Origin of the sequence: Cellulomonas sp. Y8, from assembly GCF_008033115.1 — a bacterium.
GTDB lineage: Bacteria > Actinomycetota > Actinomycetes > Actinomycetales > Cellulomonadaceae > Cellulomonas.
Genome location: NZ_CP041203.1, coordinates 3,656,359 through 3,679,898 on the forward strand (window position 1 = coordinate 3,656,359; position 23,540 = coordinate 3,679,898).

At 75.8% G+C, this 23,540-nt stretch carries 18 protein-coding genes and 2 pseudogenes; 10 read left to right on the plus strand and 10 right to left on the minus strand.

Annotation, left to right across the window (positions count from 1 at the left end; genetic code table 11):
- Positions 1–153 precede the first annotated feature (153 nt).
- The gene (locus tag FKM96_RS16605) at positions 154–1,854 is read right to left on the minus strand and encodes an SDR family oxidoreductase (protein ID WP_371300442.1); all 1,701 of its coding nucleotides are present in this window, start codon (positions 1,852–1,854) and stop codon (positions 154–156) included.
- Positions 1,855–1,949: 95 nt separating this feature from the next.
- Between FKM96_RS16605 and FKM96_RS22330 the strand changes: the two are divergent.
- Together FKM96_RS22330 and FKM96_RS22335 are read left to right on the plus strand one after the other, a co-directional pair.
- A pseudogene (locus FKM96_RS22330) lies at positions 1,950–2,258 on the plus strand (O-methyltransferase); the annotation flags it as partial.
- Between the two features lie 118 nt (positions 2,259–2,376).
- Positions 2,377–2,634, plus strand: coding sequence for an O-methyltransferase (locus tag FKM96_RS22335; RefSeq protein WP_371300537.1), 258 nt, complete (start codon positions 2,377–2,379; stop codon positions 2,632–2,634).
- 5 nt (positions 2,635–2,639) lie between these two features.
- Here the strand turns inward: FKM96_RS22335 and FKM96_RS16615 are convergent, their stop codons facing one another.
- From FKM96_RS16615 to FKM96_RS16625, 3 genes are all read right to left on the minus strand, one after another.
- A complete protein-coding gene (locus FKM96_RS16615; protein WP_147796165.1) occupies positions 2,640–3,635 on the minus strand; it encodes a DNA topoisomerase IB in 996 nt (331 codons plus the stop codon).
- Positions 3,636–3,722: 87 nt separating this feature from the next.
- On the minus strand, positions 3,723–4,610 hold the full coding sequence (locus tag FKM96_RS16620) for an acyl-CoA thioesterase II (protein WP_147796166.1): 888 nt from the start codon (positions 4,608–4,610) through the stop codon (positions 3,723–3,725).
- 75 nt (positions 4,611–4,685) lie between these two features.
- Complete coding sequence (locus FKM96_RS16625) at positions 4,686–5,030, minus strand: globin (RefSeq protein WP_246855408.1); 345 nt, start codon at positions 5,028–5,030, stop codon at positions 4,686–4,688.
- A 154-nt stretch (positions 5,031–5,184) separates the two neighbouring features.
- Between FKM96_RS16625 and FKM96_RS21870 the strand changes: the two genes are divergently transcribed.
- Positions 5,185–5,562: a glucose PTS transporter subunit EIIB gene (locus FKM96_RS21870; protein ID WP_147796168.1), complete on the plus strand. Its 378-nt coding sequence runs from the start codon at positions 5,185–5,187 to the stop codon at positions 5,560–5,562.
- An 87-nt stretch (positions 5,563–5,649) separates the two neighbouring features.
- On the opposite strand, the gene FKM96_RS16635 is transcribed toward FKM96_RS21870, so the two are convergent.
- Together FKM96_RS16635 and FKM96_RS16640 are read right to left on the minus strand one after the other, a co-directional pair.
- The gene (locus tag FKM96_RS16635) at positions 5,650–6,657 is read right to left on the minus strand and encodes a mechanosensitive ion channel family protein (RefSeq protein ID WP_246855038.1); all 1,008 of its coding nucleotides are present in this window, start codon (positions 6,655–6,657) and stop codon (positions 5,650–5,652) included.
- 113 nt (positions 6,658–6,770) lie between these two features.
- A complete protein-coding gene (locus FKM96_RS16640) occupies positions 6,771–8,999 on the minus strand; it encodes a prolyl oligopeptidase family protein (protein ID WP_147796169.1) in 2,229 nt (742 codons plus the stop codon).
- Between the two features lie 130 nt (positions 9,000–9,129).
- On the opposite strand from FKM96_RS16640, the gene malQ reads away from it, so the two are divergent.
- Both malQ and FKM96_RS16650 read left to right on the plus strand, forming a co-directional pair.
- Positions 9,130–11,283, plus strand: coding sequence for a 4-alpha-glucanotransferase (gene malQ / locus FKM96_RS16645; RefSeq protein WP_246855039.1), 2,154 nt, complete (start codon positions 9,130–9,132; stop codon positions 11,281–11,283).
- A gap of 76 nt (positions 11,284–11,359) precedes the next feature.
- Positions 11,360–11,941: a toxin gene (locus FKM96_RS16650; RefSeq protein WP_147796170.1), complete on the plus strand. Its 582-nt coding sequence runs from the start codon at positions 11,360–11,362 to the stop codon at positions 11,939–11,941.
- Positions 11,942–12,195: 254 nt separating this feature from the next.
- Here the strand turns inward: FKM96_RS16650 and pepN are convergent.
- Positions 12,196–14,837, minus strand: a pseudogene (gene pepN, locus FKM96_RS16655) (aminopeptidase N).
- A 309-nt stretch (positions 14,838–15,146) separates the two neighbouring features.
- Between pepN and FKM96_RS16660 the strand changes: the two are divergent.
- Positions 15,147–15,698, plus strand: a complete 552-nt coding sequence (locus FKM96_RS16660; RefSeq protein ID WP_147797189.1) for a DsbA family protein — start codon at positions 15,147–15,149, stop codon at positions 15,696–15,698.
- 62 nt (positions 15,699–15,760) lie between these two features.
- Positions 15,761–16,318 carry a hypothetical protein gene (locus FKM96_RS20810; RefSeq protein WP_168217010.1) on the plus strand — a complete coding sequence of 186 codons (558 nt, stop codon included), beginning with the start codon at positions 15,761–15,763 and terminating at the stop codon, positions 16,316–16,318.
- A gap of 70 nt (positions 16,319–16,388) precedes the next feature.
- Here the strand turns inward: FKM96_RS20810 and FKM96_RS16675 are convergent, their stop codons facing one another.
- Positions 16,389–18,365 (minus strand): M13 family metallopeptidase, encoded by a 1,977-nt coding sequence (locus FKM96_RS16675; RefSeq protein WP_147796173.1) that lies wholly within the window; start codon positions 18,363–18,365, stop codon positions 16,389–16,391.
- A 160-nt stretch (positions 18,366–18,525) separates the two neighbouring features.
- Between FKM96_RS16675 and FKM96_RS16680 the strand changes: the two genes are divergently transcribed.
- The gene (locus tag FKM96_RS16680) at positions 18,526–18,978 is read left to right on the plus strand and encodes a ribose-5-phosphate isomerase (protein ID WP_147796174.1); all 453 of its coding nucleotides are present in this window, start codon (positions 18,526–18,528) and stop codon (positions 18,976–18,978) included.
- Between the two features lie 129 nt (positions 18,979–19,107).
- Here FKM96_RS16680 and FKM96_RS16685 read toward each other — a convergent pair whose 3' ends face one another.
- The gene (locus FKM96_RS16685) at positions 19,108–20,385 is read right to left on the minus strand and encodes a GNAT family N-acetyltransferase (RefSeq protein WP_246855040.1); all 1,278 of its coding nucleotides are present in this window, start codon (positions 20,383–20,385) and stop codon (positions 19,108–19,110) included.
- Between the two features lie 108 nt (positions 20,386–20,493).
- Between FKM96_RS16685 and FKM96_RS16690 the strand changes: the two genes are divergently transcribed.
- On the plus strand, positions 20,494–21,591 hold the full coding sequence (locus tag FKM96_RS16690) for a PP2C family protein-serine/threonine phosphatase (protein WP_246855041.1): 1,098 nt from the start codon (positions 20,494–20,496) through the stop codon (positions 21,589–21,591).
- A 3-nt stretch (positions 21,592–21,594) separates the two neighbouring features.
- Positions 21,595–21,924 carry an MGMT family protein gene (locus FKM96_RS16695; RefSeq protein WP_147796176.1) on the plus strand — a complete coding sequence of 110 codons (330 nt, stop codon included), beginning with the start codon at positions 21,595–21,597 and terminating at the stop codon, positions 21,922–21,924.
- A 36-nt stretch (positions 21,925–21,960) separates the two neighbouring features.
- Here FKM96_RS16695 and FKM96_RS16700 read toward each other — a convergent pair whose 3' ends face one another.
- Positions 21,961–23,496, minus strand: coding sequence for an MFS transporter (locus FKM96_RS16700; RefSeq protein WP_147796177.1), 1,536 nt, complete (start codon positions 23,494–23,496; stop codon positions 21,961–21,963).
- Positions 23,497–23,540 lie beyond the last annotated feature (44 nt).

The following is a 23,540-nucleotide window of genomic DNA, read 5'->3' on the forward strand; positions in this document are numbered from 1 at the left end:
GATCTCGGCGCGAACCTCCGACCTCGGCGCAGCCGCGCGCCGAGATAGGGCCCGCGCGGCGAGGTAGGACCGGAGACGGTCCGATCTCGCCGCCACGGTCCGATCTCGGCGCAGGGGCGGGCGGGCGCGGGCGGGCGCGGCGCTCGCGGCGGGTCAGCGCGGGAGGTCGCGGCGCGAGCGCTCCGCGGTCTCCGCCGCGCGGGCGATGTTGCGCTGCATCCCGCCGAACACCACGCCGTGGAACGGGTAGACCGACCACCAGTACAGCTGCCCGAGCAGGCCGTGCGGGTGGAACACGGCCCGCTGCGCGAACCGGGTGGGCGGCGTGGTCCAGCGGTCGGGCGACACGTCGGCCGGGCGGTCGTCGGCGTCGGTGGAGCCGGTCGCCGGGCGCGCGGGCTCGCCGCCCTCCGGCTCGACCCGCAGCTCCAGCCACGCCAGGCCGGGCAGCCGCATCTCGGCGCGCAGCCGCAGCAGCCGGCCGGGCTGCACCTCCTCGACCCGCCAGAAGTCCACCGCGTCGTCGACGACGAGCCGCCGCGGGTCCCGCCGGCCGCGGCGCAGGCCCGGACCGCCGACGACCCGGTCCATCAGCCCGCGCACCCGCCAGGCGAGCGACCACGAGTACCAGCCGCGCTCGCCGCCGACCGACTCCAGCACCCGCCACAGCGCCGCGGGGGAGGCGTCGACCTCGACGCTCCGGGCGTCCTCGTAGAGCGACCCGCCGGCCCAGTCCGGGTCGGACGGCAGCGGCTCCGACGGCGCCCCGGGCACGCCTGCGGACGACCAGCGCGTCGTCACGTCGGCCTCGCGGATGCGGGCGAGCGCGAGGCGCAGCGCGCGCGGGAACGAGATCAGCCCCTCGGGCGGGTCCGGCACATACTCCGCGATGTCGTGCTCGTCGCAGACCACCTCGTGCACCAGCGACTCGACGAGCGGCCGCGCGATCCCGGACGGCACCGGCGTGACCAGCCCGACCCAGTGGCTCGACAGCCGCGGCGTGAGCACGGGCACCTTGACGATGATCCGCCGCGGCAGCCCGGCGGCCTTCGCGTAGCCCTGCATCATGTCGCGGTAGGTCAGGACGTCGGGCCCGCCGATGTCGAACTCCCGGCTCACCTCCGGCGGCATCGACGCCGAGCCCACCAGGTAGCGGAGCACGTCGCGGACGGCGATCGGCTGGATCCGGTTGTCCAGCCACTTCGGCACCGTCATCGCGGGCAGCCGCTCGGTGAGGTAGCGCATCATCTCGAACGACGCCGACCCCGAGCCGAGGATCACGGCCGCGCGCAGCACCGTCGTCGGCACGCCCGAGGCCAGCAGGATCTCGCCGACCTCCTTGCGCGACGCGAGGTGGGGAGACAGGTCCTCGGTGTCGGGGGACAGCCCGCCGAGGTAGACGATCCGGCCGACGCCCGCCTCGCGCGCGGCGGCGCCGAACACGAGCGCCGTATGCCGGTCGCGCTGCTCGAAGCGGCGGCCCGACCCCAGCGAGTGGATCAGGTAGTAGGCGACGTCGGTGCCCTCGAGGGCCGCGCGGATCTGCTCGGGCTCGGCGGCGTCCGCCTGGGCCACCTCGACGGCGTCGTACCAGGGGCGGCCGCGCAACCGCTCGGGGCGCCGGGCGATCGCGCGCACCCGGTAGCCGGCGGCCAGCAGCTCGGGCACGAGGCGGCCGCCGACGTAGCCGGTCACGCCGGTCACGGCGACGAGCGGGGCGTCGGGGCGCGGGCGGCCGTCGTCGCCGACGCCGGGGACGATCCCGGTCAGGGTGCGGGCGACCGGCTCGTGGAGCAGGTCGTCGGCGGTGGGCGCGTCCGCGCCCGGGCTGGTCACGGCGGGGTCCTGGGGCACGTCCGCAGTCTCCGACGCCCCCGCGCCGCCCGCATCCGGGGGCGCGGGTGCTCCCACCCCGTCCGCGACGGCCGGCGCGGGTGCATGATCGGACCATGGGCGAGCACGGGTCGGGGGAGCAGGGCTGGGCCGCGGTCGACGCGTACCTGGTCGAGGAGCTGGTGCCGGAGAGCGCCCCGCTGGTCGCGGCGCGGGACGCCGGCCGCGCGGCCGGGCTGCCGGCCATCGAGGTCGCGCCGACGGAGGGCCGGTTGCTGTGGCTGCTGTGCCGGATCGCGGGTGCCCGCCGAGTGCTGGAGTTCGGCACGCTCGCCGGGTACAGCACGCTGTGGTTCGCCGACGCGGTCGGGCCGGACGGGCACGTGACGACGCTGGAGATCGACCCGGCGCACGCCGCCGTGGCGCGGGACAACTTCGTGCGGGCGGGCGTCGCGGACCGGGTGCGGCTGGTCGAGGGGCCCGCGGGGGGAGTCGGTCGAGGGCCTGCTCGCGCAGGGCGAGGAGGCGTTCGACCTCGTCTTCATCGACGCCGACAAGCCCAGCAACGCGCGCTACCTCGACCTCGCCGTGCGGCTGTCCCACCCCGGCACGGTGATCGTGGTCGACAACGTGGTGCGCCGGGGCGAGGTGGCCGACGCGGCGTCCGAGGACCCGCGCGTCGTCGGGTCCCGGGAGGTGCTGCACGCGCTCGGCACGCACCCGCGGCTGGACGCCACCGCCCTGCAGACGGTCGGCGCGAAGGGCTGGGACGGCTTCGCGCTGGCCCGCGTGCGGGACTGACGCCCTCAGGACAGCAGCGCCAGGGTCTCCTTCTCCGCGACCGCCTGGGAGCGCGTGGGGCGGATGGTGGTCCCGTGGGTCCACAGGTCGACGACGCGCGGGTCGATGTACGACGCCCGGCACACCGCGGGGGTGTTGCCGAGCTCGTGGGACACCGCCTTGACGACCGTCGCCACGACCCGCCGCCGGCCGCGCTCGGACTTCGGCGCCGCGCCGGACGCCGCCAGCCCGCGCGCCGCGAGCACCGTCGCGTGCCAGGTGCGGAAGTCCTTCGGGCTGGCGTCGTCGCCGAGCCGGTGCTTCACGTCCGCGCCCACCTCGGCGCTGGTGATGTCGTGCCAGCCGTCGTCGTCGCGCCACGCCAGCAGCTCGGGCCCGCCGCCGCGCCGTCGCAGCAGCGTGCCGACGAGCTCCGCGACCTGCGCGTCCTCGACGACGACGTCCCGGATCTGCCCCGACTTGGCCGGGTAGTGGAACCGCACGGCGGTCTCGGCGCCGTCGTCGTCGGCCAGGACCTGGACGTGCTCGCGGCGCAGCGTCGCGAGGCCGTAGGAGCCGTTCCGCTGCGCGTAGCCCTCGCCGCCGGCCCGGAAGTACGCGAGGTCGAGCAGCCGGAACGCCAGGGCCAGCGCCTTCGCCCGGGGGAACCCCGGCAGCGCGAGGTCGCGGCGCACCGACCGGCGCGCGGCCGGCAGCCGCCGGGCGACGTCGAGCACGTGGTCGTGCTTGAGCCGGTCGCGGCGGCGGCGCCACTGCTCGTGGTACAGGTACTGCCGCCGCTGCGCGTCGTCGAGCCCGGCCGCCTGGATGTGCCCGTTGGCCCACGGGCTGATCCACACGTCCTGCCACGCCGGCGGGATGGCCAGCGCGAGGATCCGGTCCAGGTGCTCGACGTCGGTGATCCGCGTGACGCGGTCGACGTCGAGGTAGGAGAAGCCCTTCCCCGCACGTCGCCGGGTCCACCCCGGGGAGTCGATCCTGACCCGTCGCAGCCTCACCACCGGGACACTGTGCACCGGGGTGCGGGGCCCCGCCAGCGGAGCGCCTGAGCCGTCAGGGAGGGGCCGCAGCACCGGCCCCCGCGCCCGTCAGGCGGCCGGGACCCGGACCATGCCCTCCTGCGCGATCGTCGCCACCAGCGCGCCCGACCGGTCGAACACCCGGGTGCTGCCGAGCCCGCGCCCGCCCTGCGCCGACGGGCTGTCCTGGTCGAACAGCAGCCAGTCGTCGACCCGGACGTCCCGGTGCCACCACATGGCGTGGTCGAGGCTCGCGACGGACAGGCCCGGCGTCAGCCAGGACAGCCCGGCGCGGCGGAGCACCGGCTCGAGCATGATCTGGTCGCACGCGAACGCGAGCAGCGCGCGGTGCAGCAGCTGGTCGTCCGGGAGGGCGCCCTTGGCGCGCATCCACACCCGCTGCCGGCCCTCGGGCGTCGGGGCCGGGCCGAGGTAGAGCGAGCCGCCGACGTGCCGGACGTCGAACGCGCTCTCGTGCGTCCAGAACCGGGCGACCGGGTGGTCGAGGTGGCCCATGCGGTCCATCGCCGACTCGACGTCCTCGGGGGCGGGCACCTCCGGCGCGGGCTCGGTGTGCTCGACGCCGGGCTGGTCCTCCTGGAAGGACGCGATCATCGACAGGATCGGGTCGCCGTCCTGCGCCGCGTGCGTGCGTCGGGCGGAGAACGACCGGCCGTCGCGCAGCCGCTCGACGCCGAGCTCGATCGGCGTGCCGACCTCGCCCGCGCGCAGGAAGTACCCGTGCAGCGAGTGCGGGAGCCGGCCGTCCGGGACGGTGCGGCCGGCCGCGACCAGCGCCTGCGCGATGACCTGGCCGCCGAACACCCGGCCGCCGGGCTTCGGCAGGCTCGCCGCGGTGAAGGCGTCCGGGCCGGCGCCGGGGGCGACGTCGAGGACGCCGAGCAGCGCGGTGATCGGGTCGGAGGCGGAGGCGGTCGAGGGCGCGGCGTCGGTCACGCGGGCCAGCGTCTCACGACGGCCGCGCCCCGGACGGCGCCGCCGGTGCCGCCTGCGTGCCCGCGCGCCCCGGGCTCAGCGTCCGGCGGTGTTCACCAGCGAGTGCGCGGCCCGCTCCAGGTAGTCCCACAGCGTCGCCTCGTACAACGGCGCGAGCCCGAGCGTGTCGACCGCCGCGCGCATGTGCCGCAGCCAGCGGTCGCGCGCGTCGGGGTCGACGGCGAACGGCAGGTGCCGCATCCGCAGCCGCGGGTGCCCGCGCTCCTCGGAGTAGGCGGTCGGCCCGCCCCAGTACTGCTCGAGGAACATCGTGAGTCGGCGCTTCGCCGGGCCGAGGTCCTCCTCGGGGTACATCGGCTTCAGGACCGGGTCGGTCGCGACGCCCTCGTAGAACGCGTCGACGAGCCGGGTGAACGTCACGTGGCCGCCGACGGCCTCGAAGAACGACTCCCGGCGCCGGGCCTCGGAGCTGCCCTCGGGCGCCGGGGCGACCGGGGACGGCGCGGGCGCGGCGGCGCTCAGCGGGAGGGTCGGGCCGGCCGGGCGGGGCGCGGGGAGCGGCGGCTGCTCGGTCATGGCGACAGTCTCGCACCGCGCGCGGCGGGGTCCGGGCGTCGCACCGGGTCGCGGGCCGCCGCGCGGACTACGCTGGTGGTCAGGCGACCGCCCGCGCGGGTGGCCGCGGGGGCAGTCCGGCACGAACAGCACGACGGGGGTTCCATTGAGCAAGGCAGAGCAGATCCTGGTGGCCCTGGGCGGCGGCGGCAACGTCGTCGACCTGGAGCCCTGCATCACGCGCCTGCGCGTCGAGGTCACCGACCCGCAGCGCGTCGACGAGGACGCCCTCAAGGCGACCGGCGCGTTCGGCGTCGTGCGCTCCGGGCGCATCGTGCAGGTCATCGTCGGCCCCGAGGCCGACAACCTCGCCGCGGAGCTCGACGGCCTGCGCTGACGCAGGCCGACCCGCGCACGACGACGGCCCCGGCCGCACGACCCCGAGCGGGTCGGTGCGGCCGGGGCCGTCGCGCGTCCGGCGGGGTCAGTCCGTCGTCGGGTCGTCCGTGGCCGAGACCCGCTCGCGGTGCGCCTCCAGCGCCTCGCGCTGCCCGGCCAGCGGGATGTCCGCGGCCTCCAGCGCCTCGCGGACCGCGGTGCGCAGCGCGCGGGCGACCGCCCACTGCCGCGCCGGGGCGGTCCGCTGCACGAGCTTGACCGTCACGGCGTCGAACGACAGGTCCTCGGCGGTGGTGACGGTGGCCGAGCCCTCCATCGACGGGCCGAGCGCCGGGTCCTCGGCGAGCCGCGCGGCCGCGCCGACCAGCACGTCGCCCACCCGGTCGAGGTCGGCGAAATAGTCGACCTTCACCTCGACGACGGCGTTCGCCCAGCCCTGGGTCTTGTTGCCGACCCGCAGCATGGACCCGTTCGGCACGTACCAGAGCGTGCCGTCGGCGTCGCGGATCTTGGTCACCCGCAGGCCGACCGACTCCACCGTGCCCTGGGCCGGGCCGACGTCGACCACGTCGCCTACGCCGTACTGGTCCTCCAGCAGCATGAACATGCCGGACAGGAAGTCCTTCACCAGGCTCTGGGCGCCGAAGCCGAGCGCCACGCCGACGATGCCGGCCGACGCGATGAAGGGGGCGATGTTCACCCCGACCTGGTCGAGCACCGACAGCACGACGATCGTGCCGATGACGATGCCCGCCGTGGACCGCAGCACCGAGCCGATGGTGCGGGCGCGCTGGGTGCGCCGGGCGTTCGCGATCGGGTTGACCTTGCGCAGCGCCGCGGCCACCTCGGTGCCGCCGAGCGGCTTGGCGATGCCGCGCTGGAGCAGGGACGTGCCGTCGGCGATGTGCTCGGTGACGGCCTTGATGAGCCGGCGGACCACCAGCAGCGCGACCACGCCGATGACGACGATGATCGCGATGCGCAGCCCGGGGCCGAGCAGCCAGTCGACGAGCGCGTTCGCGTTGTCGGCGAGCTCGGCGCCCGGGTCGTCGCCCGCGGCGGCGGGCACGGAGGGGAGGGACGAGAAGATCACCGGTCCACGCTAGCGGGAGCGCGGCGCCGACCGCCGCCCCGGCGCCGGGCCGCCCCCGGCCCCCGCACGCGGCCCGCACGGGACCCTCACACGGTCCCGCGCGGGGCGCGGGGTCAGCGCCCGGCGGCCGCCAGGCCCGTGCGGTCCGCGACGAACTGCAGCTGCTCGACCGTCAGGGCGATCGTGCGGGACAGCGCCCGGCCGCCGTGGCCGACGCCCTTCTCGCGGCGCACCAGCACCGGCGCCTCGTCGAGCGGGGCGGACGTGGCGGCCTGCAGCGCGGCGCCGAGCTTGCGGGCGTGCAGCGGGTCGACGCGGGTGTCGCCGTCGAAGATCGTGAACAGCGTCGCCGGGTACGCGGTGCCCTCGACCACTCGGTGGTACGGCGAGTACGACAGCAGCCAGTCGAGCTCGCGCGGGGTGTCCGCGTCGCCGTACTCGTCGCTCCACGTCGTCCCGAGCCCGAACCGCTGGTACCGGACCATGTCGAGCAGCGGCGCCGAGCAGACGACCGCGGCGAAGGTCTGCGGGCGCTGGGTCAGGGCGGCGCCGACCAGCAGGCCGCCGTTCGACCCGCCCCAGCACGCGAGCCGGTCGGTCGTGGTCCAGCCCTGGTCGACGAGCAGGTCGGCGACGGCGTGGAAGTCGTCGAACACGTGCTGCTTGTTCCCGCGGCGCCCGGCGCGGTGCCAGGCCTCGCCCTCCTCACCGCCGCCGCGCAGGTTGGCGACGACGTACACGCCGCCGGCCTCGACCCACGCGAGCGTGGTCGCGGAGTAGGCGGGGTCGAGCGAGATCTGGAAGCCGCCGTAGCCGTAGAGGATCGTCGGCGCCGGGATCAGGGGCCGGCCGTCGGAGTCCAGCGCGTCCGCCCGGGCGACGACGAACGCGCGCACCTCGGTGCCGTCGGCGCTGGTCGCGACCACGCGCTGCACCCGGACGTCCGGCAGGTCGGCCACGGCCCCGGGCGGGGCGGCCCAGAGCGTCGTCGTGCCGGACTCCGCGTCGTACCGGTGCACCTCGGTGACCGTCGTGTGGTCGGTGTACGAGAACCACACGTCCGGGCCGCCGTCGGGCCGGGTCACGAGGCCGCCGGTCGAGCCGAGCCCGGGCAGGTCGACCGTGCCCTCGGCGCCCGGGAGCCGCTCGCCGGTCGCCGGGTCGTGCACCGTGATCTCGCTGACCGCGTGCCGGCGCCACGCCGCGACCAGCCGCCGCGGGGTCGTGTCGTCGCCGCCGCCGTCGGTGAACGCGACGTCCTCGAGGACGGCCTCGGGGTCCTCCGCGAGCAGCGTCGTCCAGTGCGGGACGCCCGGGTCCTCGGGGTCGCCGACGGCCAGCCGGCCGCGGTCCGCGTCGAGCGTGGTGTGCACGTAGAGCCGACCGTCCCGGCCGACCCACGCGGCGATCTCGGCGTCGTAGCCGACGGCGACCTCGCGGAACGCGGGCACCGCGCCCGGCCCGGTCGCGTGCAGGTCGGCGATCCACACGTCGGTGCGCGGCGCGGTGCCGGCCGACGCGGACACGATCAGCCACCGGCCGTCGCGGGACACGGAGACGCCGTAGTAGTTGGTCAGGTCGAGGCCGGCGCCGAACACCTCGACGTCCTGCGCCGCGTCGGTGCCGACCACGTGGCGCCACACCCGGCGGTGGTACTGCTTCTCGCCCTCGGGGAGCAGCTCGGGCGCGAGGCGGCGCACGTAGAAGAACGAGCCGCCGCCCGGCTCCCACGCGACGGGGGAGTACCGCGCGCGGTCGACCGGCCCGTCCACGAGCTCGCCCGTCGCGACGTCGAGCACGTGCAGCACGCTCTCCTCGGTGCCGCCGTGCGACACCTGGTAGGCGAGCAGGTCGCCCTCCTTGCTGGGCTGCCACGCGTCGAGCGTCGTCGTGCCCGCCGGGTCCAGCACCACCGGGTCGACGAGGACCCGCTCGCGCTCGCCGCCGGGGGCGTCCGCGTCCGGCTCGGCCACGACGACCACGCCGTGCTCCTGGTCGCCGGTGCGGCGGGAGAAGAATCGGCGGTCGCCGCGCCAGGCGGGGGCGCCCACGAACCCGGCGCCGAGCAGCGCCCGCAGCCGGTCGGTCAGCGGCCCGGTCGCGAGCGGGCCCTCGGCCAGGTCGCCCGCCGTGACCCGCGCGCGGTACGCGGCGTACAGGTCGTCCTGGGCGGTCGACCAGGCCTCGGTCGCGGCGTCGTCGGCGTCCTCCAGCCAGCGGTACGGGTCGGCGACGGCGCGGCCGTGCAGGTCCTCGACGAGGTCGAGCCGGCGGGCGGCGGGGTAGCCGGTGGTGGGCGTGGCGGCGGCGTCGGCCGCGGCGGCGGCGTGCTCGGCGGTCATGCGCGCCACCCTACGGCCCGGGGCGACGGGCCCCCGGCGCGTGCTCCGGGCGGGTGCCGCGACCGCCCGCACCCGCACCCACCAGCGCGGCTGCCCGGCGTGAGTGCTGCCGCTCTGGCAGGATCGGCGTGTGGCCGAGCACACCGCCCCCGAGTCCCTGCTGGACCTGGCGCGGGCGCACGGCGTCGCCACGGAGTTCCAGGAGTTCAACGGCGGGATGCGCGACGTCGCCCCCGCCACCCTGGTCGCCGTGCTGGGCGCGCTGGGCGTCGACGCCTCGACGCCCGAGCGCGTCGAGGTCGCGCTGCGGCACGCCGAGGACGTCCCCTGGCGCCGGGTGCTGCCGCCCGTGGTGGTGGTGCGGCAGTCGGACGACGTCCAGGTGGCGGTGCACGTCACGCACGGCGACCCCGTCCGCGCGTGGGTCGAGATCGACGGCGCCGAGGGCCGCGGCCGCCGCGCCGCCGGGGCCGTCACCGAGCGGGTCGAGCTGGAGCAGGCCGACGTCGTGGTCGAGCCGCGCACGGTCGACGGCCGCGAGGTCGGGCGCGCGACGTTCGTGGTGCCCGCGGGGCTGCCGCTCGGCTGGCACCTCCTGCGCACGTCGGGGCCGTCGGGCGAGGCGGCGAGCCCGCTGGCCGTGACGCCCGACCGGCTGGAGCTGCCCGCGGCGCTCGACGAGAAGCGCGCGTGGGGCCTCATGGTCCAGCTGTACTCGGTGCGCTCGCGGGCGTCCTGGGGCGCGGGCGACCTGCGCGACCTGGCCGACCTGGCGTGGCTGTCGGGGCACGAGGCGGGCGCGCAGTTCCTGCTCATCAACCCGCTGCACGCCGCCGAGCCGGTGCCGCCGCTCACCCCGTCGCCCTACCTGCCGACCACCCGCCGGTTCGTGAACCCGCTGTACCTGCGCGTGGAGGACGTGCCCGAGACGGCGTACCTGTCGTCGGCCGACCGGGCGCTCGTCGAGTGGTCCGCCGAGCAGGCGCTCGCGCTCGACACCGACGACGGGCCCATCGACCGCGACGTCGTGTGGGCCGCCAAGAAGGCCGCGCTGGAGGTCGTGTTCGCCGCGCCGCGGTCGGCCGCCCGGCAGTCGGCGTTCGACGACTTCCGGCGGCGCGAGGGCCGCGGGCTCGAGGACTTCGCCCTGTGGTGCGCGCTCGCCGAGCAGCACGGCGCCCCGCCGTGGCCCGCCGACCTCCGCGACCCCGCCGCGCCCGGCGCCCTGCGCGCCCGCACCGAGCTCGCGGACCGGGTGCGGTTCTACTGCTGGCTGCAGTGGCTGTGCGACGAGCAGCTCGCGACCGCGCAGCGCACCGCCCACGAGGCCGGGATGTCGATCGGGGTCATGCACGACCTGGCGGTCGGGGTGCACCCCGACGGCTCGGACGCCTGGGCGCTCGGCTCGGTGCTGGCGCGCGGGGCCTCCGTCGGCGCCCCGCCGGACATGTACAACCAGCAGGGGCAGGACTGGTCGCAGCCGCCGTGGCACCCCGCCGAGCTGGAGCGGGTCGCCTACCGGCCGTACCGGGACATGCTGCGGACCGTGCTCCGGCACGCGGGCGCCGTCCGGATCGACCACATCATCGGGCTGTTCCGGCTCTGGTGGATCCCGCAGGGCAACAGCCCCGCCGAGGCGACCTACGTCCGGTACGACCACGACGCGATGATCGGCATCCTCGCGCTGGAGGCGCACCGCGCGGGCGCGGTCGTCATCGGCGAGGACCTCGGCAACGTCGAGCCCTGGGTCCGCGACTACCTGCTGGACCGCGGCGTGCTCGGCACCTCGATCCTGTGGTTCGAGAAGGACGCCGAGGGCCGGCCGCTCCCGCCCGAGGACTACCGGCGGCTCGCGCTGTCCTCGGTGACGACGCACGACCTGCCGCCCACCGCCGGCTACCTGGCCGAGGAGCACGTCGTGCTCCGCGAGCGGCTGGGTCTGCTGACGGAGCCGGTCGAGCAGGTGCGGCGCGCGGCGCGGGCCGAGCGCGAGGCGATGCTGACGGTGCTGCGCGAGCGCGGGCTGCTGGGCGACGACCCCAGCGAGCGCGAGGTCGTCGAGGCCCTGCACCGGTACGTGCTCCGGACGCCGAGCGTGCTCGTCGGGGTGTCGCTGGCGGACGCGGTGGGGGAGCGCCGGGCGCAGAACCAGCCCGGGACCGACCAGGAGTACCCGAACTGGCGGGTGCCGCTGGCCGACGGCGCCGGGCGGCTGGTGCTGCTCGACGACCTGTTCACCAACGCGCGGCTGCGGTCGCTCGCGGCGGTGCTGGCGGAGGGCTGACGCCGAGCGGGTGCGGCGGGTCGCGGGACGACCGGTCGCGCCCGGGTGGCGCGGGGCCCCTCGCTAGGCTGCCCCGATGACCACCTGGCCCCCGCGGCGCGTGCGCGTCGTCGGCAACTCCGGCGCCGGCAAGACGACGTTCGCCCGCGCGCTCGCCCGGCGCCTCGGCGTCCCGCACCGCGAGCTCGACGAGGTGTTCTGGGGCCCGGACTGGGTGAAGAAGGACCCGGAGGTCGCGCGGGGCATCCTGCGCGAGTTCCTCGACGGGGCTCCCGGCGGGTGGGTGGTCGACGGGAACTGGAACGACGTCCGGCAGGGGCTCGCCGACGACGTGGACGCCGTCGTGTGGCTCGACTACCCGCGCCCGCTCGTCATGGCGCGGGTCGTCCGGCGGACGCTGGCGCGGTCCGTGCTGCGCCGGCCGATCTACCACGGCAACACCGAGTCGCTGGCGTCCCTGGTGCGCACCGACCCGGAGGAGAACATCGTGCTGTGGTCGTGGACCGAGCACGCGGCCTACCGCGAGCGGTACCGGCGCCTCGCGGCGACGGGGACGGTCCCGGTGGTGCGCCTGCGCACCCCGCGCGCGGCGCGCCGCTGGCTCGCGGCCCTCCCGGCGCCGGCCCCCGCCGCGCCCGCCGAGCGCTCGCCGAGATAGGACCGCCGCGCCGAGATAGGGCCGTGGGCGGTCCTACCTCGGCACGGGAGCCCTATCTCGGCGAGCGCCCCCCCTGGGCCGCCGCCCAGATCGGTGCTTCGGCGCGAGATCGGTACGTGAAAGCACCGATCTCGGGCAGAACCACCGATCTCGACGATCACGACGGCGCCGCCCGGGACGGCGACGCGCCCGGTGCCCGGCCCCCGCGGGCGAGGGTCGGGCGCCGGGCGCGTCAGGCCGGGCCGGGGTGCGGGTCAGGCCTCGTGGTAGTGGCGGTCGGCCGCCTGGGCCGCCAGGAGCCGGCGCACGCCGTCGCGGGCCTCGACCACCAGCCGGCGCAGCGCCGGGGCCGCGTCCGGGTGCGCAGCGAGCCACGCGTCGGTCGCCCCGGCCACGTCGACCGCGCCGTCGCCGGCGTCGTCCGCCAGCTCGGTCGGGTACAGGCCGGTCACGATGTTCTGCGCCATCTCGTTGGTCTTCTCGGACCACACGCGCTCGAGCCCGTCGAAGTACGGGGCCACGAACGGGCGCGGAGCAGCGTGCGGTCGTGCACGCGGCCGAACCCGCCGATGGTCGCGGCCTGCAGGGCGTTCGGCAGCGCGTCGGAGTCGACGACCGCGGCCCAGGCGGCGGCCTTGGCGTCGGCGGTCGGCAGCGCGGCGCGGGCGGCCGCGGCGGCGCGCTGGCCGGTCGCGGTCGGGTCCGACGCGAGCTGCGCGTCGATCTCGGCCTCGCCCGCGCGGTCGCCGGCGACCAGCGAGGTCAGCAGCTCCCAGCGCAGGTCGGTGTCGATCGACAGGCCCTCCAGGCGGGTCCCGCCGTCCAGCAGCGCCGCGACGGCGTCCAGCTGCTCGGTGGTGGACGCCCGGGCGGCGAACGCCTTGACGAGCTGCAGCTGGGTGTCGCTCCCGCCCTCGGCGTCGGTCGCGAGCGTCCACAGCGCGTCCGCGGCGGCGACCTCGGTGGCCGGGCGGTGCTCGGAGGCCACGTACAGGTCGAGCGCGGTGTGCAGCTGGCGGAGCAGCACGAGCACGACGGAGGAGTCGGTCTCGTGCGCGATGTTGCCGAGCAGCAGGTCGACGTAGTCGCGCGCCGGGGTCTCGCCGTCGCGGGTCGCGTCCCAGACCGCCGCCCAGACGAGCGTGCGGGGGAGCGACTCGGTGAAGTGGCCGAGGTGCGCGATCGCGGTGGCGAGCGAGCGCTCGTCGAGCCGGACCTTGGCGTAGGCGAGGTCGTCGTCGTTGAGCAGCAGCAGGTCGGGCCGCTTCGCGCCGACGAGCTCGGGCACCTCGGTGCGCTCGCCGTCGACGTCCAGCTCGACGCGCACGACGCGCTCCAGCCGGGTCTCGCCGGAGGCGTCCGCGACGACGTCGTAGCCGCCGACCACGAGGCGGTGCGGGCGCTGCACGGGGTGCGTCGCGGGCACCTCCTGGCGCACGGCCAGCGCGGTGATCCGCTCGACGCCGTCCTCGCCGACCTCGGACGCGATCTCCGGGCGCAGCAGGGTCACGCCGGACTGCTCCAGCCACAGCGCCGACCAGGCGGACAGGTCGCGGCCGGAGGTGGCCTCGAGCTCGGTCAGCAGGTCGCGCAGCTCGGTGTTGCCCCAGGCGTGCTTGGCGAAGTACTGCCGGACGCCCGCGAAGAACTGCTCCTGGCCCACCCAGGCGACGAGCTGCTTGAGCACGCTCGCACCCTTGGCGTAGGTGATGCCGTCGAAGTTGACCTCGACGTCCTCGAGGTCGCGGATGTCCGCGGCGATCGGGTGCGTGGACGGCAGCTGGTCCTGGCGGTACGCCCAGCCCTTCTCCAGCGAGGAGAACGTGGTCCACGCCGTCGTCCAGCGGGTGGCCTCGGCGGTCGCGAGGGTGGAGGCGTACTCGGCGAACGACTCGTTCAGCCACAGGTCGTCCCACCAGCGCATGGTGACCAGGTCGCCGAACCACATGTGCGCGAGCTCGTGCAGGATCGTCACCGCGCGGCGCTCGACCGTGGCCTCCGGCACCTTGGACCGGAACACGTACGACTCGAGGAACGTGACCGCGCCGGCGTTCTCCATCGCGCCCGCGTTGAACTCCGGCACGAACAGCTGGTCGTACTTGGCGAACGGGTACGGGAAGTCGAACTGCTCCTCGTAGAACGCGAAGCCGGCCCGCGTGATGTCGAGGATGTTGTCGGTGTCGAGGTGCTGCGCGAGCGAGCCGCGGCAGTACACGCCGAGCGGGATGGTGCGGCCGTCGCGCGACGTGAGCTCGCCGTGCTCGTGGTGGTACGGGCCGGCGACGACGGCGGTGATGTAGGACGCGATGCGCGGCGTGGGCTCGAACGTCCAGGTGGCGGTGCCCTCGTCGCGGCCGCCGTTGCGGTTGGTGCCGCCCTCGACCGCGACCGGCTCGCCGACCGCGGGGGAGTTCGACACGACCACCCAGTGCGCCGGCGCCGTCACCGTGAACGCGAAGGTCGCCTTGAGGTCGGGCTGCTCGAACACGGCGAACACGCGCCGGGAGTCGGCGACCTCGAACTGCGAGTACAGGTAGACCTCGTCGTCGACCGGGTCGACGAACCGGTGCAGGCCCTCGCCGGTGTTCATGTAGGCGGCGTCGGCGACGACGACGACCTCGTTCTGCTCGGCCAGGCCGTCGAGGCGGATGCGCGAGTCGGCGACGACGTCGGCGGGGTCCAGCTCGGTCCCGTTCAGCACGACGCGGTGCACGGTGGGGGCGATGAGGTCGAGGAACGTGCCGGCGCCGGCCTCGCGGGCGGCGAACCGGACGGTCGTCGTCGAGGTGAACGTCACCGGCCCCGTCGTCAGGTCGAGCGCCACGTCGTAGGACTGGACGTCGACCAGGGCGGCCCGGGTCCGGGCCTCGTCGCGGGTCAGGTTCTCTGCGGGCACGCGGGGTCTCCTCGTGGAACGTCGGTCGCAGGTCTGCGGTGGTCAGGCTGGCTGACCGTCGCCGCATCATTCCACCAACCGGCGGGTGCGTGCGTCCGCGGTGCCGGTCGCCGGCGCCGCCCCCACGTGACACGGCCCCCCGGTTCCGGGGCATGATGGCGGACGGCGCGGTCGACCCGGCGGCGCCCGCGTCCGCGCGCACGCACCCCGACGTCGACAGCCCGAGGAGCCCTCCCAGTGACCGACACGACCGCGCCCGCCCGCGACACCGCCGACTTCTGGTTCGACCCCGCGTGCCCCTGGGCGTGGATGACGTCGCGCTGGATGACCGAGGTGCAGCGGGTCCGCGACGTGGACGTGCGCTGGCACGTGATGAGCCTGTCCGTGCTCAACGAGGGCCGGGACCTGCCCGACGAGTACCGCGAGCTGATGGACGACTCCTGGGCCGCCGTGCGCGTGCTCACCGCCGCCAAGGAGCTGTACGGCGCCGAGCACCTCAAGCCGCTGTACGACGCGCTCGGCACCCGCCGGCACCCGGGCGGCCGCAAGGACACCTGGGCGATCATCCGCGAGTCGCTGGACGAGGTCGGCCTGCCGCAGTCGCTGCGGGCGTACGGCGACACCGACGAGTTCGACGAGCAGCTGCGCGCGTCGCACGCCGAGGCGATCGCGCTGGTCGGCGACGAGGTCGGCACCCCGGTCGTGGCGGTCAACGGCACCGCGTTCTTCGGCCCGGTGATGACGCCGGCGCCGAAGGGCGAGGAGGCCGGCCGGCTGTGGGACGGCTTCGTGCTGATCACCGGCGTCCCCGGCTTCTACGAGCTCAAGCGCACCCGCACCAAGGGCCCCGTCTTCGACTGAGCGTCGGCGCGCGCACCCGCCCCCGGGGCGCGCCGCACCCGCCCCACCCCCGGAGGTAGCAGATGGCAGCCCTCGCGAACCTGAGCCGTGGCGTCAAGATCTTCCTGGCCGTCGACGTCGTGCTGGTCCTCGGCCTGGTCGTCGCGGCGATCGTCGTGCTCGGCGGCGGCTCCGACGACGGCGGCGCGGCCGCGAGCCCCTCGGCCCCCGCGTCGCAGGCCGCGTCCGGCGCCGCGACGGACGGCGCCACGTCCGGCGCGACCAGCGACGTCGCGACGTCGTTCGCGTCCCCGACGGGGAACATCGCCTGCACGATGTCGCCCGACGGCGTGACCTGCACGATCGCGAACATCCAGTACCAGGTGCCGGCCTCCGAGGGCTGCACGGGGACCACCGGGCACACCGTGGTGCTGAACGAGGCCGACGGCGTCACCACGCCGTGCGTCGAGGGCCCGGCGCCGGCGCCGGCCTCGGCGGACACCCCGGTGCTCGAGTACGGGCAGACGCAGACGGTCGGGCCGTACACCTGCACGAGCGGGTCGAACGGCATGTCCTGCGTGGTCGACGAGACCGGGACCGGGTTCCGGGTCGCGACGGCGGCGCTGACGACGCTGCCCTGACGGCGACCGCCCCGCCACGCGCCGCGGCGCCCGCCCCCGGACGGGGACGGGCGCCGCGGTCGTGCGTGCGTCACCAGATGCGCACGCGCTCCTCGGGCGCGAGGTACAGCCCGTCGCCGGCCTGCACGCCGAACGCCGAGTAGAACTCGTCGACGTTGCGCACGACCGCGTTGCAGCGGACCTCGTCCGGCGAGTGCGGGTCGACCGCGAGCCGCCGGATGACCTCCTCGTCGCGGCCCTTGGCCCGCCACACCTGCGCCCAGCCGAGCAGCACCCGCTGCACGCCGGTGAGGCCGTCGACCTCGGGCGCCTCGTCGAGCGACGTGCCGAGCGCGATCCGGTAGGCCTTGAGCGCGATCGACAGGCCGCCCAGGTCGCCGATGTTCTCGCCGATGGTGAGCGCGCCGTTCACGTGGTGCGAGCCGTTCAGCTGCGCGGGGGAGAACGCGTTGTACTGCTCGATGAGCGCCGACGTGCGCTTCTCGAACTCCGCGCGGTCCTGCTCGGTCCACCAGTCCTCGAGCCGGCCCTGGCCGTCGTACTTGGAGCCCTGGTCGTCGAAGCCGTGGCCGATCTCGTGACCGATGACCGCGCCGATGCCGCCGTAGTTCACGGCGTCGTCCGCGTCGGCGTCGAAGAACGGCGGCTGCAGGATCGCCGCGGGGAACACGATCTCGTTCATGCCGGGGTTGTAGTAGGCGTTGACCGTCTGCGGGGTCATGAACCACTCGTCGCGGTCGATCGGCCTCCCGATCTTGTTCAGCTCGAAGTCCTGCTCGAACGCGGACGCGCGGCGGACGTTGCCCACCAGGTCGTCGGCGCGGACCTCCAGGCCCGAGTAGTCGCGCCACTTGACCGGGTAGCCGATCTTCGGCGTGAACGCGTCGAGCTTGGCGAGCGCCTTGGTCTTGGTGTCCTCGCCCATCCAGTCGAGCGCGGTGATCGACTCGCGGTACGCCTCGACCAGGTGGCCGACGAGCACCTCCATCCGCTCCTTGTGGGACGGCGGGAAGTGCCGGGCGACGTAGACCTCGCCGACGGCCTCGCCCAGCACGCCCTGGACGAGCGAGACGCCGCGCTTCCAGCGGTCCCGGAGCTCCTGGGCGCCGGTCAGCGTGCGGCCGTGGAAGTCGAAGTTCGCCTCGACCAGCTCGGATGACAGGTACGGGGCGCGCGCGGTGATCGCGTGGTACGCCAGCCAGGCCTGCCAGTCCTCGACCGCCTCCGAGGCCCAGAGCCCGGCGAACGCGGTGGCGAACGACGGCTCGCGGACCACCAGCTCGTCGAGCGAGCCCTGCGGGGCGCCGAGCGCGCGGGACCACGCCTCCCAGTCGAAGCCCGGTGCGGTCGTCGCCAGCGCCGAGCGCGTCGTCGGGTTGTACGTGAGGTCGGCGTCGCGGTCCTTGACGACGTCCCAGTGGCCCGCGGCGATCTTCGTCTCCAGCGCGACGACCCGGCCCGCGGCCTCGTCCGCCGCCGCCTCGTCCGCGGACCAGCCGCCGAGCCGCAGCATCCGCGCGACGTGCGGGCGGTAGGCGGCCAGCACCGACGCGTACTGCTCGTCGCGGTAGTACGACTCGTCGGGGAGGCCCAGGCCGGACTGGTACAGGTAGACGACGTACCGCTCGGGGTCCTTGGCGTCGTTGTCGACCCAGAACCCGGTGCCCGCCGCGGCACCCGTGCGCTGCAGCGCGCCGAGCACGTCGGTGAGGTCCTGGCGGGTGGCGGCCGCGGCGATCGCGGACAGGTCGGGGCGCAGGGGCTCGGTGCCGGCCGCCTCGACCGCGTCGACGTCCATGAACGACGCGTACAGCGCGCCGATCTGCGCCTGCACGCCCGTGGCGCCAGCGGCCTCGCCGGCCTCGACGATGATGTCCCGGACCTGCTCCTCGGCCTGGTCGTGCAGCGCGCGGAACGAGCCGTCCATCGCCCGGTCGGCGGGGATCACGTGCTCGGCGGCCCAGCGGCCGTTCACGTGCGCGTACAGGTCGTCCTGGGGGCGGACGGCCGGGTCGAGGGCCGAGGTGTCGATGCCGCTGCGGGTCATGGTCGAGGAGGGTCCCTTCCGGTCGGGCCGGCGCGCGGCCGCGCACCGGGAGCCAGCCTAGGTCGCGGGGCCGACGGCGCGCTGCCCCGCGCGAGCCCCGCGCCCGGCCGGGACGCGGACGCCCGCGACGCCGCGGCCGGGCGTGCGGCAGGATGGCCCCATGCGTATCCATGTCGCCGCTGACCACGCCGGGTTCGAGCTCAAGGTCGCGCTGGTCGAGCACCTGCGCGCCGCGGGGCACGACGTCGTCGACCACGGGGCCGCCGAGTACGACCCGCAGGACGACTACCCGGCCGTCTGCTTCGCCGCGGGCGAGGCCGTGGTGGCCGACCCGGGCAGCCTGGGCGTCGTCATCGGCGGGTCCGGCAACGGCGAGCAGATCGCCGCGAACAAGGTCACCGGCGTGCGCGCCGCGCTCGCCTGGAACACCGACACCGCGCGGCTCGGCCGGCAGCACAACGACGCGAACGTCGTCGCGATCGGCGCCCGGCAGCACTCGGTGGACGAGGCGCTGGAGCTGGTCGACGTGTTCGTGAACGAGCCGTTCTCCCAGGACCCGCGGCACCAGCGCCGGATCGACCAGCTGGCCGCGTACGAGGCCGCGCGCGCCTGACGCGCCACCCTCGGCCCGCCTCGCCCCCGCCCCGCCTCGCCCGAGCACAGCCACCGAGATGGCAACGCTCGGCTGTCTCGCGGGTGCCGCGGACAGCCGAGAGGTGCCATCTCGGCGAGCGGGGGTCGCTCAGAACACCCAGGGGCACACCGGGGCGACCGGCCAGCCGAACGCGGTCGCCGCGCGGTGCAGCGCGTCCGGCCGGGCCGCCGTGACCTGGCCGGCCGTGGCCAGCGCCGTCAGGCTGCGGCCGCCCAGGTAGGCGGCGCCGAGCTCGCGGACGTCCAGCTCGAGGTCGGGTGCGGCCGTGCCGGCCGGCTCCACCCGGGCGGCGTAGGTGCCGTCGGCGCCGGCCTCGCCGGTGACCAGCCGCCACGCGCCGTCGTTCCCGGGCAGGAGCGCGTCGCGCACCCCGAGCACCACGTCGACCGGCGCGGCGTACCGGCGGCCGGTGAGCGCGGCGGGCACGTCGAGCAGCCGGACCCACAGGTTGTCGCTGACCTTCGGCACCGGCCGCCGGGTGTCGACCAGCAGCGCGAGCAGCAGGTCGTCGACGGGCAGCATGTTCGAGGCCACCGTCGTGGTCAGGTCGAGGTCGAGCAGCATCGACCACAGCCGGTGCGCGGCGGCGGCGTCGACCGAGGCGGCGAGCCGCACCTGCACCGGGTACTCGGGCCCGCCGTCGCCCCAGGTCTGCTTGCGCCGCAGGATCGCGAACGCCCGCGCCGCGCCGTCGGCGGCGTGCACCGTGACCAGCCGCGCCGGCTCGCCGCCGCCCCGCCAGGCCGCCGGGTCGGCGACCGCGATGCGCCGCAGGGCGTCCGAGCCGCGCCGGATCCAGCCCGGCCGGCCCGCGCCCGCCGCGGCGTACACGTCCTCGACCAGGCCCTCGTGCGCCGCCGGGTCCAGCGTCGCGAACCGCACGGTCAGGTCGGACGACCCCGGCACGTCCCGCAGCGCGGCGCCGCGGGGCAGCGTCAGGCGGACGTGGTCCGAGGCGGAGCCGTAGCCGTAGCGGCCGTAGATGCCCGGCTCGGCCGCGAACAGCGCCGACACCGGCTCGCCCCGGCCGAGCGACCGGTCGAGGTGCGCCCGGATCATCGTCGACAGCAGGCCGCGGCGCCGGTGGTCCGGCCGGACGCCGACCCAGGTCAGCCCGGCGCACGGCACCTCGCCACCGGGGGTGGGGAGGGTGAACGCGTACGAGCCGTGCACAGCGACGACCTCGCCGGCGTCGGTCTCGACGGCGACCGCGCGGTCGAGCGGCACCGCGAACGGCACCTCGGCGTCCAGCGCCGGGTCGTGGGCCGCCTCGGCGAACGCCATGGCGTCCACGGCGCGGTACTCCTCGACGCGGTCGGCGGTGATCTCGAACAGGCGGTACCCGGTGGTCGTCGCGGCGCTCATGGTCGCCATCCTGCTGGCCGCCGTCGGGGCGGGTCACGCGATTTCGCCCGGCGACCCTGCCGTGGCGGCACCTGGCCGCGCCCTCAGGGTGCTGGGTACCCTCGCGGCGTGACCCCGCCCGCCCCGCGCCGCCGCCGGGCCGCGAGCGTGCTCGACCGGGTCCGGGCGGGCCTGCGCCGGTACGGCGTCGGGTCGCAGCCCGCCCTCACCGCGATGCTGGTCGGCCTGACCCTGCTGGCGTCCGCGGGCATCGTCTGGGCGCGGCCGTGGGTGCCGCCGTCGACGTTCATCCTCATCGAGCTGCTGGGCGCGTTCCTGCTCCGGATGCGGGGGATGGTCGTGCTGTGCGCGGCGATCGTCGTGCAGTTCGTCGCGATCCCGCTCGCCGGGCTCGGGGACTTCACGCCGGGCACGTTCGTGCTGCAGGGCATCGCGATCGGCGCGCTGCTGGCGTTCGCCGCGCACCGCGAGCGGCTCGGGCTGCAGGGCGCGCCCGGCGAGCTGATGCTCGTCGACCTGCGGGACCGGCTCGCCGCGCACGGCGCCGTGCCGGCGCTGCCCGACGGCTGGACGGTGCAGACGGCGCTGCGGTCCGCGCACCGCGAGGCGTTCTCGGGCGACTTCGTCGTCGCGGCGCCCCGGCTGCAGGGCGCCGTGCTGGAGCTCGCGCTCGTCGACGTGTCGGGCAAGGGGCAGGACGCGGGCGTGCGCTCGCTCCAGCTCTCCGGCGCGCTCGCCGGGCTGATCGGGCAGCTGCCCGCGCCGGACTTCCTGCCCGCGGCGAACGCCTACCTGCTGGCGCAGGACTGGGACGAGGGCTTCGCGACCGCGGTGCACGTGAGCCTCGTCCTCGCGACGGGGGAGTACACGGTGTACTCCGCGGGCCACCTGCCGCCGGTGCACCTGGACGCCGGGTCCGGGGCCGTCGACCTGGTCCCCGCCCGCGGCGGGCCCGCGCTCGGCGTCCTCGAGGGCGCGGTCTTCCCGTCGGTGCGGGGCCGGGTCGACCCGGGCGACGTCCTGCTGCTGTACACCGACGGCCTGGTGGAGACCCCCGGCGGCGACCTCGACCTCGGGATCGACCGGCTCTGCGGGGTCGTCGAGAGCGTGCTGTCGACGGGGCGCGGCGACGCCGACGACGTGATCGCGCGGGTCGGCGCCGGCGAGGGCGACGACCGGGCGCTCGTGCTGGTGCGGCGGGGCTGAGGCGTGGACGAGGCGTACCTGGAGGCGGTGCTCGACCTGGTCGACGCGATCCCGTCCGGCCGCGCGATGACCTACGGGACGATCGCCGAGGCGGTGGCGGACCGGTTCGTCGCCGAGGGGCTGCCCGCGCGCGGCGGGCCGCGGCAGGTCGGGCAGATCATGTCCCGCGGCGGGTCCGGGGTGCCGTGGTGGCGGGTGGTGAACGCCGCGGGGTCCCCGCCGGCGCACCACGCGCGGGCGGCGCTGGAGCACCTGCGCGCCGAGGGGACCCCGCTGTCGGCGGACGGCACGCGGGTCGCGCTGCGCCGGGCGATCTGGTTCCCGGACGACTGAGCCGGCGACCCCGTCGCCGGTGCCCGGGCGACGGAGTCAGTGCGCCGCGACCGGCGCCTCCGCCGGGGCGCCCGCCGGGGCCGGGGCCAGCTCCGCGCGGGCCTGGCGGTCGGCGCGGGTGCGGAACAGCAGGGCCGCCATGACGGCGCCGCCCGCGAAGATCACCGCCGACCACGCGTACGCGGTGTCGAAGCTGTGCAGCGCGGCCTCGGCCGCGACCTCGGGCGTCACCGGCGCGTGGTCGGCGAGGTACGCCGAGGCGGCGGTCGCGGCCAGCGTGTTCAGCAACGCCGTGCCGATGGCGCCACCGACCTGCTGGCTCGTGGACACCAGGGCCGAGGCAGCGCCCGCGAGCCGCGGCGCGACGCCGAGGGTCGCGAGCTGGAACGACGCGGGCATGATCGACGCCATCCCCATGCCCATGAGGATCAGCCCGGGCAGCACGTGCGCGGCGTAGGTGCTGTCCAGCTCGAGCCGGGTGAACGTCAGCATGGCGGTCGCGGCGAGCAGCATGCCGATCGGCACCAGCACCTTGGGCCCGAACCGCGGGATCAGCAGGTTCGACTGGATCTGCGCGGTGACGATGATCGACAGCACCATCGGCAGGAACGCGACGCCGGTGCGCATCGGGGTGTACCCGAGCGTCGTCTGCAGGTAGTAGGTGAGGAACAGGAACACGCCGAACATGCCCGACCCGGCGACGAGGATGCCGAGGAACGAGGCGCCGCGGTCGCGGTCGAGCACGACGTCGAGCGGCAGCACCGCGTTCGCGGCCGTGCGCTGCCGGACGACGAACGCGACGAGCAGGACGACGCTCGCGGCGAGCGGGCCCCAGGTCAGCGGCGAGTCCCAGCCCTGCGGCTCGGCCTGCGAGAAGCCGAACACCAGGGCGAACAGCCCGGCTGAGCCGAGCACGACGCCGGGGACGTCCAGCCGGTGCCCCGCGGCGCCGCCGGCCCGGGAGAGCAGCACGCTGCCCGCGACGAGGGCGATCGCGGCGATGACGACGTTGACGTAGAGGTTCCAGCGCCAGTCGAAGTTCTCGGTGAGGTAGCCGCCGAGCAGCAGGCCGATCGCGCCGCCCATGCCGGCGATCGCGCCGAAGATGCCGAACGCGCGGGCGCGCTCCTTCGGCACGGTGAACGTGGTGGTCAGCACGGACAGCGCGGCGGGGGCGAGCACGGCGCCGAACACGCCCTGCAGCGCGCGGGCCGCGACCAGCAGCTCGAAGGTGCCGGCGGCGCCGCCGAGTGCCGAGGCCACGGCGAAGCCGACCAGGCCGATGAGGAACATCCGGCGGCGGCCGAACATGTCGGACAGCCGGCCGCCGAGCAGCAGCAGGCTGCCGAACGCGAGGGCGTAGGCGGTGACGATCCACTGCCGGTCGTTGTCGCTGAAGCCGAGCTCCGCCTGGGCGGAGGGCATGGCGATGTTCACGATGGTCGCGTCGAGGACGACCATCAGCTGCGCGAGCGCGACGGTCGCGAGGACGAACCAGCGACGCCGGTGCGGGACGTCGGCCGGGCCGGCGGCGGCCGCGGCCGGGGTGGTGGGTGCGGCGGATGAGGACATGCGGGTGCTCCGGTCGGGACGACGGTGTGGGGGGATGGCACGAC

Excerpts from the sequence above, each read along its gene's own strand:
- FKM96_RS21870 (WP_147796168.1), top strand. The coding sequence starts at position 5,185 with ATGGCGACAGTCTCGCACCGCGCGCGGCGGGGTCCGGGCGTCGCACCG.
- FKM96_RS16640 (WP_147796169.1), bottom strand. The coding sequence starts at position 8,999 with ATGACCGCCGAGCACGCCGCCGCCGCGGCCGACGCCGCCGCCACGCCC.
- FKM96_RS16650 (WP_147796170.1), top strand. The coding sequence starts at position 11,360 with ATGACCACCTGGCCCCCGCGGCGCGTGCGCGTCGTCGGCAACTCCGGC.
- FKM96_RS16660 (WP_147797189.1), top strand. The coding sequence starts at position 15,147 with ATGACGTCGCGCTGGATGACCGAGGTGCAGCGGGTCCGCGACGTGGAC.
- FKM96_RS20810 (WP_168217010.1), top strand. The coding sequence starts at position 15,761 with ATGGCAGCCCTCGCGAACCTGAGCCGTGGCGTCAAGATCTTCCTGGCC.
- FKM96_RS16675 (WP_147796173.1), bottom strand. The coding sequence starts at position 18,365 with ATGACCCGCAGCGGCATCGACACCTCGGCCCTCGACCCGGCCGTCCGC.
- FKM96_RS16680 (WP_147796174.1), top strand. The coding sequence starts at position 18,526 with ATGCGTATCCATGTCGCCGCTGACCACGCCGGGTTCGAGCTCAAGGTC.
- FKM96_RS16685 (WP_246855040.1), bottom strand. The coding sequence starts at position 20,385 with ATGAGCGCCGCGACGACCACCGGGTACCGCCTGTTCGAGATCACCGCC.
- FKM96_RS16700 (WP_147796177.1), bottom strand. The coding sequence starts at position 23,496 with ATGTCCTCATCCGCCGCACCCACCACCCCGGCCGCGGCCGCCGCCGGC.